15 protein-coding genes are annotated in these 15369 nt (G+C 67.7%); 4 read left to right on the forward strand and 11 right to left on the reverse strand.

What is annotated here, in order from left to right:
- The first annotated feature begins 6 nt into the window (after nucleotides 1–6).
- The gene (locus AC1DNF_RS24245; protein ID WP_478151195.1) at nucleotides 7–741 is read left to right on the forward strand and encodes an MgtC/SapB family protein; all 735 of its coding nucleotides are present in this window, start codon (nucleotides 7–9) and stop codon (nucleotides 739–741) included.
- 154 nt (nucleotides 742–895) lie between these two features.
- Entirely contained in the window at nucleotides 896–1651 is a 756-nt protein-coding gene (locus tag AC1DNF_RS24250) for a tRNA-uridine aminocarboxypropyltransferase (protein ID WP_478151196.1), read from the forward strand.
- Between the two features lie 29 nt (nucleotides 1652–1680).
- Here the strand turns inward: AC1DNF_RS24250 and AC1DNF_RS24255 are convergent, their stop codons facing one another.
- Nucleotides 1681–2604, reverse strand: a complete 924-nt coding sequence (locus tag AC1DNF_RS24255) for a LysR substrate-binding domain-containing protein (protein WP_478151197.1) — start codon at nucleotides 2602–2604, stop codon at nucleotides 1681–1683.
- A gap of 82 nt (nucleotides 2605–2686) precedes the next feature.
- A complete protein-coding gene (locus AC1DNF_RS24260) occupies nucleotides 2687–3583 on the reverse strand; it encodes an AraC family transcriptional regulator (RefSeq protein ID WP_478151198.1) in 897 nt (298 codons plus the stop codon).
- A gap of 98 nt (nucleotides 3584–3681) precedes the next feature.
- Here AC1DNF_RS24260 and AC1DNF_RS24265 point away from each other — a divergent pair, with 98 nt between their 5' ends.
- Both AC1DNF_RS24265 and AC1DNF_RS24270 read left to right on the forward strand, forming a co-directional pair.
- Nucleotides 3682–4437, forward strand: coding sequence for an SDR family oxidoreductase (locus AC1DNF_RS24265; RefSeq protein ID WP_478151199.1), 756 nt, complete (start codon nucleotides 3682–3684; stop codon nucleotides 4435–4437).
- A 40-nt stretch (nucleotides 4438–4477) separates the two neighbouring features.
- Nucleotides 4478–5512, forward strand: coding sequence for an RNA methyltransferase (locus tag AC1DNF_RS24270; RefSeq protein ID WP_478151200.1), 1035 nt, complete (start codon nucleotides 4478–4480; stop codon nucleotides 5510–5512).
- A 7-nt stretch (nucleotides 5513–5519) separates the two neighbouring features.
- Here the strand turns inward: AC1DNF_RS24270 and AC1DNF_RS24275 are convergent, their stop codons facing one another.
- The 9 genes from AC1DNF_RS24275 to AC1DNF_RS24315 all read right to left on the reverse strand — a co-directional run bounded on the left by AC1DNF_RS24275 (nucleotide 5520) and on the right by AC1DNF_RS24315 (nucleotide 15349).
- Nucleotides 5520–6278, reverse strand: a complete 759-nt coding sequence (locus tag AC1DNF_RS24275) for a fused MFS/spermidine synthase (RefSeq protein WP_478151201.1) — start codon at nucleotides 6276–6278, stop codon at nucleotides 5520–5522.
- 61 nt (nucleotides 6279–6339) lie between these two features.
- Nucleotides 6340–6876, reverse strand: coding sequence for an NADH-quinone oxidoreductase subunit B family protein (locus AC1DNF_RS24280; protein ID WP_478151202.1), 537 nt, complete (start codon nucleotides 6874–6876; stop codon nucleotides 6340–6342).
- Nucleotides 6876–8429, reverse strand: coding sequence for a hydrogenase large subunit (locus tag AC1DNF_RS24285; protein WP_478151203.1), 1554 nt, complete (start codon nucleotides 8427–8429; stop codon nucleotides 6876–6878). Before AC1DNF_RS24285 ends, AC1DNF_RS24280 begins: the two co-directional genes overlap by 1 nt.
- Nucleotides 8430–8433: 4 nt before the next feature.
- A complete protein-coding gene (locus tag AC1DNF_RS24290) occupies nucleotides 8434–9888 on the reverse strand; it encodes a hydrogenase 4 subunit F (protein ID WP_478151204.1) in 1455 nt (484 codons plus the stop codon).
- Between the two features lies 1 nt (nucleotide 9889).
- On the reverse strand, nucleotides 9890–10552 hold the full coding sequence (locus AC1DNF_RS24295; protein ID WP_478151205.1) for a formate hydrogenlyase: 663 nt from the start codon (nucleotides 10550–10552) through the stop codon (nucleotides 9890–9892).
- A 150-nt stretch (nucleotides 10553–10702) separates the two neighbouring features.
- Nucleotides 10703–11650 carry a respiratory chain complex I subunit 1 family protein gene (locus AC1DNF_RS24300; RefSeq protein WP_478151206.1) on the reverse strand — a complete coding sequence of 316 codons (948 nt, stop codon included), beginning with the start codon at nucleotides 11648–11650 and terminating at the stop codon, nucleotides 10703–10705.
- Nucleotides 11651–11657: 7 nt separating this feature from the next.
- The gene (gene hyfB, locus AC1DNF_RS24305; protein WP_478151223.1) at nucleotides 11658–13673 is read right to left on the reverse strand and encodes a hydrogenase 4 subunit B; all 2016 of its coding nucleotides are present in this window, start codon (nucleotides 13671–13673) and stop codon (nucleotides 11658–11660) included.
- Between the two features lie 195 nt (nucleotides 13674–13868).
- Entirely contained in the window at nucleotides 13869–14624 is a 756-nt protein-coding gene (locus AC1DNF_RS24310; RefSeq protein WP_478151207.1) for a fused MFS/spermidine synthase, read from the reverse strand.
- 23 nt (nucleotides 14625–14647) lie between these two features.
- Complete coding sequence (locus AC1DNF_RS24315) at nucleotides 14648–15349, reverse strand: NADH-quinone oxidoreductase subunit B family protein (protein WP_478151208.1); 702 nt, start codon at nucleotides 15347–15349, stop codon at nucleotides 14648–14650.
- Nucleotides 15350–15369 lie beyond the last annotated feature (20 nt).

Genomic DNA, 15369 nt, shown 5'->3' on the forward strand with positions numbered 1-15369 from the left:
AAGAACATGCTCGGAGATCTGCACCACTATTGGAGCGGCGCCTTCCTCGCGGCGAACGCCTTCATCGGGCTGAACCTGGTGGGGGCGCTGCTGCTCGGCATGCTGGTCGGCTACGAGCGCTCGTACAACGGCCGCGCGGCGGGCATGCGCACCTACGGTCTCGTCTGCATGGCCTCGACGGCGCTCACGGTGTTTGTCGGCCACGCATCGCTGTGGTACGGGGGCACGGCGGCGCACCTGCAGGCCGACCCGACGCGGGTGGTGCAGGGCGTCGTGACCGGCGTCGGCTTCCTGTGTGCCGGCGTCATCATGAAGGACGGCCTGAACATCAGCGGCCTCACGACGGCCGCGTCGATCTGGGCGGCTTCGGCGATCGGTGTGCTGCTCGGGGTCGGCTTCTATGCCGCCGCCCTGGTGCTGGCACTTCTTTGCATGCTGTCGATGTCGATGCTGCACCGGCTGGAGACCCTGCTTCCTGGCCGCTCGACGCTGGATGTGACGCTGACTTTCCACCCACCCGATCCGCCCTCGTTCAAGGTGCTGTCCGGCATCGCGGAAGCACGCGGCTACCGCGTGCTGCGCAACAGTCTGAGTATCACCTTCGCGGACAGTCGGCCTGTGTGGCGTTTCAGCGTCGTCGCACTGGACCGCTCGCGTGCCACCTTGCCGGCAGCGCTTGCAGAGGAGATGGCCTCGGCCGAGGGCGTCGCCGGATTCAGCATCGTGCCGGTGCGCAATTGAGCGTGGCGGCAGGCCATGGGATGACGCGAGCTGGTGTTGCTCTTGCTTGCGGCACGCGCGTCAGCAGGGTTACGGATTGCCAAAGCCATTCCCCTGACGAGCCCGGAAGACGACGGGCCGGCGCCGGGCCAGGCGCCTGCGCGAGAATCTCCGCATGCCCCACGCCGTCTCCCTCCTGCGCGCCGCCCGCCTGGCGCGCAGCGCCAAGCCCTTTCTCGCCCGTGGTGGTTTCAAGCGCGAGCGCTGCGCGGGCTGCCGGCTCGTGCCCAGCCACTGCATGTGCAGCCTGCGCCCGTCGGTGCCCACACGCGCGGGGGTGTGCCTGCTCATGGCCGACATCGAGCCGCTCAAGCCGAGCAACACGGGCTGGCTGGTCGCCGACGTGGTGGCCGATACCTTTGCCTTCGGCTGGACGCGCACCGAGACCGACCCCGCGCTTCTGGCGCTGCTGGGCGACCCGCAGTGGCAACCCTATGTGGTGTTTCCGGGTCAGTATGCGGCGCCCGAGCGGGTGGTACGAAGCGTTCGGCCGCCTGCGATTCTTCATGGCGCTATCGGAAAGCGCCCGCTGTTCATCCTGCTGGACGCGACCTGGGCCGAGGCCCGCAAGATGTTCCGCAGAAGCCCCTACCTTGACGAACTGCCGGTGCTGAGCCTGGAGCCCGAGCAGATATCGCAATACAAGCTGCGCCGCTCCGGCCGCGACGACTACTTCTGCACCAGCGAGGTGGCCGCCCTGTGCATGAACCTGGCGGGTGAACACGTTGCCGAGCAGACCCTGGAGGCTTACCTGGCGGTATTCACCCATCACTATCTCCATGCGAAGAACCAACAGCCCATTGCGTGGGAGGGTACTGCGCACCTGCGATTGCGCGAGCTGTCGCTTCTGCCGCCGACCTGCCCTCGGTGAGCGCTTCCTGGCGCCGCCGCCGGATCGGGTCATCCCGCAGGCGCCTGCTGCTTCAGCGCCAGCGCAACGAAGTCGACGAATGCTCGAACGCGCGCGGCGAGCTGGTGGCGCTGGGGATAGACGGCGTGGATGTCGGCATCGGGGGTGGAGTACTGGGGAAGCACCTGCACGAGTCGACCGTTGCGCAGATAGCGCTCGATGTCCCATTCGGCACGCATCAGGACGCCATGCCCGTCGAGTGCCCAGGCGACGGCGATCTCTCCATCGTTGGTCGTGAGCGTGCCCCGCGTCTTGATCGCTTCGACGCTGGCCGTGCGGCCCTTGCCGCTCGCCAGGCGCCAGACGCCATAGGCCTCCTCGCCTTGGCGGATGCCGATGCAGTTGTGCCTGGTCAGGTCGTTCGGGACCTTGGGTATCCCATGCTTGTCGAGATAGGCCGGAGACGCGCACAACAGCCTCCGGTTCGCGGCAAGGCGCCGCGCGATCACGCGCGAATCCGGCGGCGCGCCGAAGCGGATGCAGACGTCGAAGGAATCCTCCGTCAACGGCGGCGGGTTCACCGACAGCTGCAACTGCACCTCGACCTGCGGGTACTTGCGCACGAACTTCGATATCAGCGGCCCGACGTGGCTGCGTCCGAAGCCCAGCGTCGCATTGACGCGCAACAGCCCCTTCGGCGTCGCCCTGGCCGCACCGAGCAACTCCTCCATGCCTTCGATCTCGCCGAGGATGCGGCGCGCATTGTCCAGATAGACATCGCCTTCCGGCGTCATGCTCATGCGGCGGGTGGTCCGGTTGACCAGGGAGATGCCGAGACGCGACTCCATCAGCGCAAGGCGCTTGCTCACCGCGGCGGTGGTCACTCCCAGTTCCCTCGCCGCGGCGCTCAGGCTGCCGGCGCCGGCAAGGGCCGAGAAGAACCCCAGGTCCGCGGGTTGTATTCCATTGGCCATTGCCGTCCTCATTGTTGAATTCAAGTTGCCAATGGCCTGACTTTAGCCGGCGGCGACGCCGTGCGGCGCATGTGCAAGTCAGTCAGTGCTGCCGCGCATAGCGTCCGGGAGGCTGACCCACGTAGCGGCTGAAGGCCGTGCTGAATGTGCTTGCCGACCCGTAGCCGACGCGTTGCGCGACCTCCGCGATGCCGACCTCCCGGCGACGAAGCATGTCCTTCGCGAGGGCCATGCGCCAGGCCAGGAGGTACTCCATCGGTGGCAAGCCGACTGAACGCGTGAACCGGTCGAAGAATGCCGAGCGCGACAGGGCTGCCTTCTTCGCGAGTTGCTCCACGGTCCAAGACCGGCCCGGGTCGCCATGCATCAGCCGCATCGCCACCGAGAGCCGCGCATCGGACAGCCCGCGCAACAGTCCCGGCGGTGCGTCGTCGTTCGACGTCGAGCGCAAGGCTTCGATGAGCATCACCTCGACCAGGCGTGTCAGGACGAGCTCGCGGCCGGACTTGCGCGCGCGGGATTCCTCTGCGAGGAACTGGACCAGGACCGAGAGCCGTGGGTCGCCCCGCACATGGACCAGGGCCGGCAGCAGCGTCACGAGCAAGGCGATGTCGGGTGTGTCGAACACGAAGTAGCCGCCGAGCAATCGCACATCGGGCGGCCCACCCCGGGTGCCATGGCGCACGTCCCCCGTTGGCGACGGCGTCGTCTTGGGGTCGATCTGCTCAGGGGTCACCGGATCGAAGCCTGACAGGGTGAAGCCCGGTGTCGCGGGCATGAACACGAAGTCGCCGGCGTCGAGTGTGACGGGGGGCTGCCCGTCGACGGCAAGAAGGCAGTTGCCCTGGAGAACGGTGCAGAAGCTGGGCTGGTCGAAGCTGGAGTAGCGCACACCCCAGGGGCCGGCGCCACTGATCCCTTTCGAGAACACGGTGCGAGGCCGAAGGAGCGTGATGATCTCCGAGAGCGGGTCGATCATTGGCGGACTCCGGCAAACAAATGATGGACGAATGATTGTAGATAGTCCTGCATCGACAGGCTATCGTCATGCCCATCAACCCCAGCAAGGATCCCATCATGAAGACCGTCCTCATCACTGGCTGCTCATCCGGCTACGGCCTGGAGACCGCTCGCCACTTTCTTTCCAGGGGCTGCCGAGTGGTGGCCACCATGCGCAAGCCGCGCGAAGACGTTCTGCCGAAGTCGCCGCTGCTGCGCGTGCTGGCGCTCGACGTGACCGAGCCCCGGAGCATCGCGGCGGCGCTCGAGGCGAGCGGGCCTATCGACATGCTAGTGAACAACGCCGGCATCGGGCTCTTCGGCGTTTTCGAAGCGACGCCGATGGCGACGATACGCGAGGTTTTCGAGACGAACACATTCGGTGTGATGGCGATGACGCAGGCGGTGATCCCGCAATTCCGTGCGCGCCGTTCAGGCGTGGTGGTGAACGTGACATCGAGCGCGACGCTCGCACCGATGCCCCTGGTAGCGGTGTACACCGCGAGCAAGACCGCCATCGAAGGCTTCACCGCGTCGCTCGCCCACGAGCTCGCGGCGTTCGAGGTCCGGGTCAAGCTGGTCGAGCCCGGCTACGGCCCGTCGACCCGGTTCACCGCGAACGGCGGCCCACGCATGGCGGGGCTGATTCCCGACGCATACGGGCCTTTCGCGCAATCCGTCTTCGCCGCATTCACGCAGTCTTCCCCGGTGACAGTCGAAGCGGAGGTGGCCGAGGCGGTGTGGCGCGCCGCGAACGACCCGTCGGGTCAGCTTCACTTCCCGGCCGGCGCCGACGCGGTGGCGCTGGCGCGGGCGAAGTGCGCCAGTGACTGACGTGCACAATCCGCGGGTGTCCATTGGCGATAGGCGGCGCATGCGAATCCACGAAATCAAGCGGCGGCTCCGGGACGCCGGGGCGGGGCCCCTCCACGAGCAGCGGATCCTGCGGCTGTGGTCCCATGCACTGCCCCGAGACAGCGGCAGGCGCCGGCCGGAGAGTTTCTTTCCGTCGTCGCTTCTGGCGGCCCTGCCGTCCATCGAAGCCGAGCTCGCGGGACTGGCGCGCATCCACACGGTCCATCCCGGCGCCGATGGTTCCGAGCGTCTGCTCGTCGCCCTGGCGGACGGGCAGACCGTGGAGAGCGTGCTGCTGCCTCGGGACGGTCTCTGCGTCTCCTCGCAGATCGGGTGCGCCGTCGGATGCCAGTTCTGCATGACGGGTCGCGATGGGCTGCTGCGCCAGCTGGGAAGCGCCGAGATCATTGCCCAGGTCGCCCTGGCGCGCATGCGCCGGCCGGTGCGCAAGGTGGTGTTCATGGGCATGGGCGAGCCGGCCCACAACCTGGACAACGTGATGGAGGCGATCGACCTGCTCGGCACCGCGGGCAACGTCGGCCACAAGAACCTGGTGTTCTCCACCGTGGGCGATCCTCGCGCGTTCGAGAGACTGCGGCAGGAACGCGTCAGGCCTGCGCTGGCCCTTTCGTTGCACACGACCAGGGCTGACCTGCGCAGGAAGCTCCTTCCGCGCGCGCCGAACATGACGCCCGAGGAACTGGTCGCCGCGTGCGAAGGCTATGCCCGGGCGACGGGCTACCCGATTCAGTACCAGTGGACGCTGCTGGAAGGCGTCAACGACGGGGAAGAGGAGATCGAAGGCATCGTCAGGCTGCTCTCCGGCAAGTACGGCGTGTTGAACATGATCCCCTTCAACGCGGTGGATGGCGCGGCGTTCAGTCGCCCGTCATGGGAGCGCTGCCAGCAGATGGCGCGCACGCTGCTGCGGCGGGGCATTCTCACGAAGCTGCGCTATTCGGCCGGCCAGGACGTCGATGGCGGGTGCGGTCAGTTGCGGGCGCGCGCGGCCGAGCAGCAGGTCCTGTTTCGACGGGCCGAGGACCGGCGCTAGGCCTTGCCTACTTGCCGCTGTGCCAGGTTCCGCACTGCTTGATCCGCGAGAAGCTGGGCGCCAGCTGCTTCCATGCCTCGGGTGCGAGTGTCGACGCGCAGCGTCGCAGGTTGGAAGGCAGGGGCGCCGCGGGCGCCTCCTTGACCGCGAAGGCGACGGTGTTGCCGTGTTCGGGCTCATCCACGGTGATGACGCGCCCGCCGAAGCTCGTCCTGATTCGCTCGAGGCAGGCCTGGTACTCCGCGTGGTGCGAGTGGAGATTCGCGACCAGCACGCCGCCGGGCTGCAGCATGCCGAAGCAGTTGTCGTAGAAGGATCGGGAGCAGAGACTCGCGGGCAGCCCGCGGGCATCGAAGCCGTCGGCCACGATCACGTCGTAGCGGTAGTGGCCGGCGCGGACATGGTCGGCCGCATCTTCCTTGCGGACATTGAAGCGGTGATCATCCCGAGGCACCTCGAACTCGTCGCGCAGCGCGATGACGTGGGGGTTGATCTCGATCACCTGGATGAGCGAGTCCGGCAGGTACCGGTAGCAGAACTTCGCCAGCGACCCGCCGCCCAGGCCCACCAGGGCGATGTGGCGGGGATCCGGCGCGAACAGCAGGAAGCCCATCATGAGGCGCGTGTAGGCCAGCATGAGCTCGTCGGGCCGGCCGATGCGCATCTGGCTCTGCACGTCGCAGATCGCGAAATGCAGGGTCTTCGAGCTCAGCGAGGTCTTGACGATGGGGCGGGGGTGTGGGCGGGGGTCGAGTCGGTCTGGCATCGGTGAAAGCTTGATCCGAGAGATTGGAAGGGCGGCTGCGGGAAGGCGAGCGGCGGCATCCTCAGGGCACAGGCATGCCGGGGCCCGCCGGGCGCCCGCGGATGGCGCTGAGGATTGCGCGCAGGATGTCGATCGGCGGTGGAGGGCAGCCGGGTACGGCGATGTCGACGGGAATCACGTTCGCCACCTTGCCGCGGCTGGCGTAGCCCTCGCCGAAGATGCCGCCGGTGCAGCCGCAGTCGCCGACGGCGACCACCAGTTTCGGTTCCGGGGTCGCGTCGTAGGTGCGCCGCAAGGCCTCTTCCATGTTGCGCGACACGGGCCCGGTCACCAGCAGCATGTCGGCGTGGCGCGGGCTGGCGACGAACTTGATGCCCAGGCCCTCGATGTTGTAGTAGGGGTTGTCGAGCGCGTGGATCTCGAGCTCGCAGCCATTGCATGAGCCCGCATCGACCGCGCGGATCGTCAGCGCCTGGCCGAGGATGGCGAGGATGTCGCGGTGGATGCGTTCGACCGCGGCGTGTTCGGCCTCGTCGACCTGGGGCGCCGGCTCGGTGACGATGCCGGTGCGGACGATCTGCTTGAGGATGTGCCACATCAGAGGTCGTGCCCCGAATAGCTGAGGTTGAATGACTTGTTGATCAGCGGAAAGTCCGGAACGATGTTGCCGATGATGGCGTGCTCCAGCACCGGCCAGTTCTGCCAGGACGGATCGTGGCAATGGCATCGCGCGATGCGGCCGTCGGCGCCTGTCCGCAGCGCGACGAGAACCTCGCCGCGCCAGCCTTCGACCCAGCCCGCGCCCAGCGAGGCCAGGGCGCGGGGGCGCATCTCGGCGCGGGCGGCGCCGTCCGGCAATCCGGCGCAAATGGCGCGGATGAGCCGCAAGGACTCGAACAGCTCCTCGAATCGCACCGTCACGCGCGCCGCCACGTCGCCGTCGTGCTGCGTTGCCATCGCCACCTTCAGCTGGTCATATGGCGACCAGGGGAAGTCGCAGCGCAGATCGGCCGCCTGCCCGCTGGCGCGGCCCGCGAGGCCCGTGAGGCCCAGTTGCGCGGCCAGCGGGGGGCTGACCTTCCCGGTGCCGACGAAGCGGTCCTGCAGTCCCGCGTGCTCGTCGTACACCCGCCGCAGGGCACGCACCTCTCGCTCGATCGCGTCGCACTGCGCGCGCAGGCGATCGCACATCCGCGCTGTCGGATCGATCGCCACGCCGCCGGGCAAGACCGCGTCCATCATCAGCCGGTGGCCGAAGATCTCCCTGGACAGGCGCAGCCAGTCTTCGCGCAGGCGCGAGAACTGCGCCAGGCCGAAGACCAGCGCCGCGTCGTTCCCCAGGGCGCCGAGGTCGCCCAGGTGGTTGGCCACGCGCTCGCGCTCGAGCATCAGCGCGCGCAGCCAGGCGGCGCGTTCAGGAGGCTCGACGCCCCAGGCCGATTCGAGCGCCATGCAGTAGGCCCAGGCATAGGCCACCGTCGTGTCGCCGGAGACGCGGCCGGCGAGCCGGTGGCCCTCGATCGGAGCGAGTTCCGTGAACCGGCGCTCGATGCCCTTGTGCGTGTAGCCGAGATGCGCTTCCAGCCTGAGCACCTTCTCGCCCACCACCGAGAAGCGAAAGTGGCCGGGCTCGATGATGCCGGCGTGCACCGGCCCCACGGCGATCTCGTGCACGCCGTCGCCTTCGACGGGCACGAAGGGGTAGTTGGCGGGAAGAGGGCGCCCCGAGGCCCTGCCGGGCTCGCCGGCCCGTTGCAGGGGCGGTGGTGATCCGGGCGACCACACTCCGTGGTCGAGCCAGGGGCGGTCGTCCTGTGCGCCCTGCGCGCGCAGGCCCGAGAGATCGGCCATCGCGCGCTGCATGCGCGCCGCGCAAGGGAATGCCGGCGCCAGATCCGGAAAGCCTGGCGCCGCCTCGTCGAGCTCGAGTTCCAGCCAGACCAGCCCTTCGGGGACGGCATAGGCCGCGCTTGCCGCGCTGGCGTCGTCGAAATCGCCGCGGGCGCGGCCCCAGACCGAGACCAGGCGCCCACCGGTGTCCGCGATGCGGCGCGCCACGGCGCTCCAGGCGTCCCGGCTCACCTGCCCATGCCAGAGGGGCAGGGGCGCCGGCAGGCTGCGCAGCTCGAATCCGAATTCGGTGAGTGCCATGGCTTCAGTTCCCCAGCATCGCCGCCGCCTGGATGTACCAGGCGTTGAGATAGGGTGGGACGTAGAGGCCGAGCATGAGGCCCAGCGCCAGATGCACGAAGACCGGAACCAGCGCGGGCGGATGCGCCAGGGGCCTGACGTTGGTCTCGCCGAAGACCATCGGCTGGATGCGGCTGAAGACGGAGGCGAACGCCAGGCCCAGGGCGATCAGCAGGAAGGGGGTTGCCCAGGCCTGCTCGCGCATCGCGGTGGTGACGATCAGGAATTCGCTCGCGAAGACGCCGAACGGGGGCATGCCGAGAATGGCGAGCGAGCCGAGCATCAGCCCCCAGGCGACCGTCGGGCTGACTTTAATGAGCCCGCGGATGTTCTCCATGACCTGGGTTCCGGCCTTCTGGGTGGCATGGCCGACGGCGAAGAAGATCGCGGACTTGATCAGGGAATGCACCGTCATGTGCAGCAGACCGGCGTAGTTGGCGATCGGGCCGCCCATGCCGAAGGCGAAGGTCATCATGCCCATGTGCTCGATCGACGAGTAGGCGAACATGCGCTTCACGTCCTTCTGCCGGATCAGGAAGAACACCGCCGCCACCACCGACAGCAGGCCGAAGCCCATCATCAGCCGCCCGGCCAGCGCACTGTGCAGCGCGCCGTCGGTCAGGACCTTGCAGCGCAGGATGGCATAGAGCGCGACGTTCAGCAGCAGGCCCGAGAGCACGGCCGACACCGGCGTCGGGCCCTCGGCGTGCGCGTCGGGCAGCCAGTTGTGGACCGGCACCAGCCCGACCTTGGTGCCGTAGCCGATGAACAGGAACGCGAAGGCCAGCGTGATGATGTTCGGGTCGAGCTGCGCCTTCACCGCATCGAGGTTGGTCCAGAGCAGGGCGCCGCCCTCGGGGCCGATGACCTTCTCGGCCGCCATGTAGAGCAGCACCGTGCCGAACAGCGCCTGGGCGATGCCCACGCCGCACAGGATGAAGTATTTCCATGCGGCCTCGAGACTGGCGGCGGTGCGGTAGACGCTGACCAGCAGCACGGTCGTGAGCGTCGCGGCCTCCATCGCGACCCAGATGATGCCCATGTTGTTGGTGGTCAGCGCCAGCAGCATCGTGAAGCTGAACAGCTGGTACATGCTGTGGTAGAGGCGAAGGCGGGGCGGCGTCATCTTGCCGTGGTCGCGCTCGATGCGCATGTACGGGCGCGAGAAGATCGAGGTCGTCAGGCCGACGAATGCCGTCAGCGTGACGAGGAAGACGTTCAGGGCGTCGATGTAGAACTCGCGCTCCCACACCAGCATCGGCCCGCTCTCGACGATCTGCACCGTGAGAACGCAGGCCGCGATGAAGGTGCCCAGGCTGAAGGCGACGTTGACGTCGCGCGCGTTGTCGCGATGGCCCACCAGCGCCAGCACGATGCCGCCGGCCAGCGGGGTTGCGAGGAGGAAGGCGAGGGCGAGCAACTCAGTCTTCCTTGAGCTTCTCGAGATGGCGGATGTCCAGGCTGTCGAACTGCTCCCGGATCTGGAACATGAACACGCCCAGGATCAGCACGCCGATCAGCACGTCCAGCGCGATGCCGAACTCGACCACCATCGGCATGCCGTAGGTGGCCGAGGTGGCGGCGAAGAACAGGCCGTTCTCCATGGCGAGGAAGCCGATCACCTGCGGCACCGCCTTGGCGCGCGTGATCATCATCAGGAAGGACAGCAGCACACAGGCCAGCGCGATGCCCAGCGTGCCGCTCGCCAGCGCGGACGACAGCTGGGAGATGGGTATGGCCAGGTTGAACGCGAAGATCACGACCCCGATGCCGATCAGCATCGTCGTCGGGATGTTGATCAGCGTCTCGACGTCCCAGCGGATGTCGAGGCGGTCGATGACCCGGTGCAGCAGGTACGGGATCAGCAGCACCTTGAGCGCCAGGGTCAGCCCGGCCGACAGGTAGAGGTGGTGCTGGTCGGTCACATAGCCGACGACGGCGGTCGCGAGCGCCAGCGTTGCGCCCTGCATCGTGAACAGGTGGATCAGCCTGAGGATGCGCCGCTGCGCGATCATGGCGAAGGCGAGCATCAGCAGCACCGCGCCGAGCAGGTTGACGAACTGGGTCAGGAGGCCGCTGCTCATCTCAGCTGCCCCACCGCGTTTGCCGCGACCAAGGACGCATGAAGCCGGCGCGGCCCGATGCCAGGGATACCGCGGAACCGGCTTTGCCGGGCCGCTGGTATCGCCCCCTTGAGGGGGGAGGCGCCGCAGGCGCTTCGGGGGTGTTTCATCCTATTGCTTGAGCAGCAGGTGGACCAGCATGCCGATCACCGCCAGCAGGAAGGCGGTGGCGAGGAACTCGGGAACGCGGAAGATTCGCATCTTGGCGCTGGCCATCTCCAGCGCGGCAAGCAGGAAGCCGCCCACGGCCAGCTTGGCGATCAAGGCGGGCAGCGCCAGCAGCATCGCCAGCGGCGCGTGGGCTTCGGCCACACCCCAGGGCAGGAACAGGGCCAGGCCGATGCACGAATAGGCGAACAGCTTCAGGCTGGCCGCCCATTCGATCAGCGCCAGGTGGCGGCCCGAGTACTCCAGGATGAGCGCCTCGTGGATCATCGTCAGTTCGAGGTGCGTGGCCGGGTTGTCGACCGGCAGGCGCGCGTTCTCCGCCAGCGACACCATCGTGAACGCCACCCCGGCGAAGGCCAGGCCGGGATAGATGGCCAGTTCGCGATGCGCCAGCGTCTCCACAATGGTAGTCAGCGAGGTCGACTGGGAGATCAGCGAGGCCGAGAACAGCACCATCAGGAGCGCGGGCTCGGCAAGGAAGCCGACCAGCATCTCGCGCCGCGCGCCCATGGTGCCGAAGGCGGTGCCGACATCCATCGCGGCCAGCGAGATGAACACCCGCGCCAGGGCGAACAGGCCCACGAGCGCGATCGCATCGGCCGCGGGCGCCAGCGGCAGGTCGGTCGACAAGGTGGGGATGACGGCGCAAGCCAGCACCATGCAGCCGAACATCACATAGGGCGCGAGGCGAAACAGCCGCGACGAATGCTCGGCGAGCATCGACTCCTTGTTGAACAGCTTGTGCAGCATCCGGTAGGGCTGCCAGAGGCTGGGCGCGGACTTGTTCTGGAGCCATGCGCGCCACAGGTTGACCCAGCCGGTCAGCAGGGGCGCCAGCCCGATCGCGATGACGATCGCCAGCAGCTGGGCCATGAAGCCGGTGAAGCTCATGGCGATCTCACCGCATCACCACCAGCAGAGTGGCCACGAGCGTCAGGAAGCTGTAGAGCAGGTACACCGAGATCCGGCCTTGCTGCATCACGCCGATCAGCCGCGCGAGGTAGGCCGCCAGGTCGGCAATGGGCACATAGAGCCAGCGCCAATAGGGATCCTCCACCGTCACGCGGTAGCGCGGCTTCGTGTCGAAGGGCGAGGGCAGCTCGCGCCGCATCAGGAAGAACGGCTCGAAGATCTGGCGGATCGGCTGGCCGAATCCTTCGGCCGTGTCCTGCATGCGCGCCGTGCCCCACGGGAAGCCGCAGGCCCAGGGCAGGCCGCGGCGCACGCGGCCGTGGTAGAGCCTGCGAACGAGCAGGAAGGCGAGCGCGAAGCTGCCGAGGATGCCGAGCAGGAAGATCACGGGGCCGTAGCTGGCCCGCTCGAGACTGTTGGGCGCCAGCAGCCACCCATTGGCCGCCACCCTGGCGCCCAGCCCCGCCCCGACCAGCCGCCGCGTCACCGGATCGATCAGTTGAATGAACTGCGTGGGCAGCAGGCCGAGCGCGACGCAGCCGAGCGCCAGCCATACCATGCCCGCGCGTTCCCATCTGCCGGCGTCGTGGGCGTGGGCGAGCTTCTCCTCGCGCGGCTGGCCCAGGAAGATCACGCCGAAGAACTTGACCATGGTGTAGCCCGCCAGCGCCGCGACCAGCGCGATGAGCGCGGCCACCACCGGGATCAGCATGGTCAGCAAGGGCACAGGCAGTCCGGGCGTGAAGAGGAAGCTCTGCAGCAGCAGCCACTCCGGGACGAAGCCGCCCAGCGGCGGCAGGCCCGCGCTGGTCAGCACGCCCAGCAGCGTGAGCCAGGCCACCCAGGGCATGGTCCGGATCAGGCCTCCCAGCTTGCCGAGGCTTCTCTCGGAAGTGGCGTGAAGCACGCTGCCGGTGCCGAGGAAGAGCAGGCTCTTGAAGAAGGCGTGGCTGGCGACGTGATAGAGGCTCGCCGTCAATGCCAGTGCGGCCAGGGCCTTCATGCCATAGGCCGAGAAGATGAGCGTCAGCCCCATGCCGACGAACAGCAGCCCCATGTTCTCGATCGACGAGTAGGCCAGCAGCCGCTTCATGTCCGTCTGCACCGCCGCGAAGATGACGCCGAACAGGGCGGTCGCCAGGCCGAGCGCCAGCAGCAGCCCGCCCCACCACCACATCTGCGTCCGCAGCAGGTCCAAGGAAATCCGCAACAGGCCATAGATGGCCGTGTTGAGCATGACGCCGCTCATCAGTGCCGAGACGGGAGAGGGCGCGGCGGGATGGGCTTCGGGCAGCCAGACATGCAGCGGCAGGATGCCGGCCTTGGCGCCGAACCCGAACACGGCGAGCAGGAACCCCACGGAGGCCCAGAACGGCGACAGCGCCTGGGCGCGCATGTTGGCGAAGGTGTAGTCGCCCGTGTTGGCCTGCAGCACGCCGAAGCACAGCAGGACGGCGATCGCGCCGATCCTCGCCATCGTGATATAGAGGTAGCCGGCGCTGCGCACCTCGGCGATGCGGTGGTTGGCGGTCACCAGGAAGAAGGACGAGAGCGCCATCGTCTCCCACATCACCATGAACGAATACGCGTCGTCGGCCAGCACCACGCCCGCCATGCTGACCAGGAAGACGTGGTACTCCAGGCACAGCAGGCCGGGCGGCGTGCCTTCCCCCTTGCGGAAGTAGCCGGCGGCGAACATGGAGATGCCGGCCGAGGCCGCGCCGATCACCATCAGGAAATAGGCCGACAGGCCGTCCAAGCGGAGGTGGAAGGGCAATGACGGCAGCCCGATGGGCAGCACCGCGACTTCGGCGGGGCTCAGCAGCGCATCCAGGGCCAGCCCGGAGAGCACGAGCCCGAGGAGCGCGCCGACAGGAAAGAGCACGCGCGAGACCAGGATGAATCGATGCAGGGCGAGGATGCCGGCGGCCCCCACGAGCAACCAGGCCGAGGCCACGACGAGGATCCAGTCGAGATGGAGCCATTGCGCGACCGGAGCCATGCCGTTCACGACGCGGACCCCGGGGGGCGTGGCGCGCCGCCTCGCGCACCGCAACAAGGCGCCCGAAAGCTTCCAGCCTGTTCCGATCGATCAGCAGCGCCCGCCGCGGTTCTGAACTTCATGGATCCTCGGCATGTTAATGCGATAAGTACCCGCGACACATCGTACATGAATACCATGCATTTCAGGGGAACACTAGATTCGCTGGTCCTTCAGTGCCGAGGCGATCAGCGCAAAGCCCGCAAGCAGTTGGCCGGCGGCGGCGCGGTCGAGGTTCGGCGGCCTTCGGATCGCGCCCAGGCGGTAGGTCTCCAGGGCCTTGCCCTTGCAGGCGAAGACGATGCTGTGGTTCTCCTCGCCGTCATCGACGACCAGGACCGCGCCCTGGAAGCTGCGGCGGATGCGCGACAGGTGCTCGTCGTTCGCCGGGTCGCCGAACTGCAGATTGACCACCATGACGCCGTCGGGCTGGAGCGACTCATGGCAGTCGTCGTAGAAGCTCTGCGAAGACAGGCGTTCGGGGAGGCCTTCGGGGTCGTAGCCGTCGATGACCAGCACGTCGAAGCGACGCGAGCCGCGACGCACGAAGTCGGCCCCGTCGGCCTGGAAGACGATGAAGCGCGCGTCGTCGCGCGGCACGTGGAAGTCGTCGCGCAATGCGATCACCAGCGGATTGATCTCGGCGACCTGGATCCGGGCGCCGCTCAGGTAGTGATAGCAGTACTTGGCCATGGAGCCGCCGCCCAGGCCGATCATCCCGATGCTTCGCGGCTCGGGCCTGAAGAGCAGGAAGCCCATCATCGTGCGGGTGTACTCGAGAGCCAGCGCATTGGGATCGTCGATGCGCATGCAGCTCTGGATGTCGCTGATGGAGAAGCTGAGGGTCTTGGAACCCAGGCCCTCGAAGACGAAGGGCTTGACGTGCGGCGCTGACGCGGAACTGTTGGACATGGGCGAGCTTCGTTTGTGAATTTTCAGCTCGGGATGCCGAGCAGGTCGAGCACGCCGCAGACGAAGGTCAACGGGTGCGGCGGACATCCGGGCACGTAGAGCGCCGGCTTGAATCGGTCGAGAAAGCTGCGCTCCACGGCCGACGAGCCCTCGAAGGGGCTGCCGGATATGGCGCAGGCACCGACTGCGATCACCAGCTTGGGATCGGGCATGCCGTCCCAGCACAGTTGCAGCGCTTCGGCCATGTTGCGCGTGATCGGCCCCGTCAGCACCAGGCCATCCGCATGCCGCGGGGAAGCCACGATGTCGATGCCATAGCGCCCGATGTCGAAGTTGACGTTGGTGAGGGCGTTGACTTCGAGCTCGCAGCCGTTGCAGCCCCCCGCCGAGACCGACCTCAGCTTGAGCGAGCGACCGAAGCGCTTGCGCAGCGCTTCGGACACCTTGACCGGGTCCGGTGCCGGCCGCGTGGCGCTGATGACCAGTCCATGGCGGTCGGTGGAGGCGAGCCTGACCTCGTTCGTGAACGAGAGCTTCGCGCTCGGGCATGCGGGGGCGCAGTCGCCGCAGAGCATGCAGCGGCCCAGGTCGATGCGCACCGGGTCCAGCGCGATGGCCTCGGCCGGGCAGGCGGCCACGCACGCGGCGCAGCCGCTCTCGCAGGGCGCGGTCCCGATGAGGGGCGTGCCGCGAAAACCGACGGGATCCGCCTTGCGGGGATCCAAGATGTACTGGGTCCCCTGCG

Source organism: Variovorax sp. 01T432, from assembly GCF_056398605.1.

Coding starts and splice junctions, on each gene's coding strand:
- AC1DNF_RS24245 (WP_478151195.1), top strand. CDS start 7: ATGCTCGGAGATCTGCACCACTATTGGAGCGGCGCCTTCCTCGCGGCG.
- AC1DNF_RS24250 (WP_478151196.1), top strand. CDS start 896: ATGCCCCACGCCGTCTCCCTCCTGCGCGCCGCCCGCCTGGCGCGCAGC.
- AC1DNF_RS24255 (WP_478151197.1), bottom strand. CDS start 2,604: ATGGCCAATGGAATACAACCCGCGGACCTGGGGTTCTTCTCGGCCCTT.
- AC1DNF_RS24260 (WP_478151198.1), bottom strand. CDS start 3,583: ATGATCGACCCGCTCTCGGAGATCATCACGCTCCTTCGGCCTCGCACC.
- AC1DNF_RS24265 (WP_478151199.1), top strand. CDS start 3,682: ATGAAGACCGTCCTCATCACTGGCTGCTCATCCGGCTACGGCCTGGAG.
- AC1DNF_RS24270 (WP_478151200.1), top strand. CDS start 4,478: ATGCGAATCCACGAAATCAAGCGGCGGCTCCGGGACGCCGGGGCGGGG.
- AC1DNF_RS24275 (WP_478151201.1), bottom strand. CDS start 6,278: ATGCCAGACCGACTCGACCCCCGCCCACACCCCCGCCCCATCGTCAAG.
- AC1DNF_RS24280 (WP_478151202.1), bottom strand. CDS start 6,876: ATGTGGCACATCCTCAAGCAGATCGTCCGCACCGGCATCGTCACCGAG.
- AC1DNF_RS24285 (WP_478151203.1), bottom strand. CDS start 8,429: ATGGCACTCACCGAATTCGGATTCGAGCTGCGCAGCCTGCCGGCGCCC.
- AC1DNF_RS24295 (WP_478151205.1), bottom strand. CDS start 10,552: ATGAGCAGCGGCCTCCTGACCCAGTTCGTCAACCTGCTCGGCGCGGTG.
- AC1DNF_RS24300 (WP_478151206.1), bottom strand. CDS start 11,650: ATGAGCTTCACCGGCTTCATGGCCCAGCTGCTGGCGATCGTCATCGCG.
- hyfB (WP_478151223.1), bottom strand. CDS start 13,673: ATGGCTCCGGTCGCGCAATGGCTCCATCTCGACTGGATCCTCGTCGTG.
- AC1DNF_RS24310 (WP_478151207.1), bottom strand. CDS start 14,624: ATGTCCAACAGTTCCGCGTCAGCGCCGCACGTCAAGCCCTTCGTCTTC.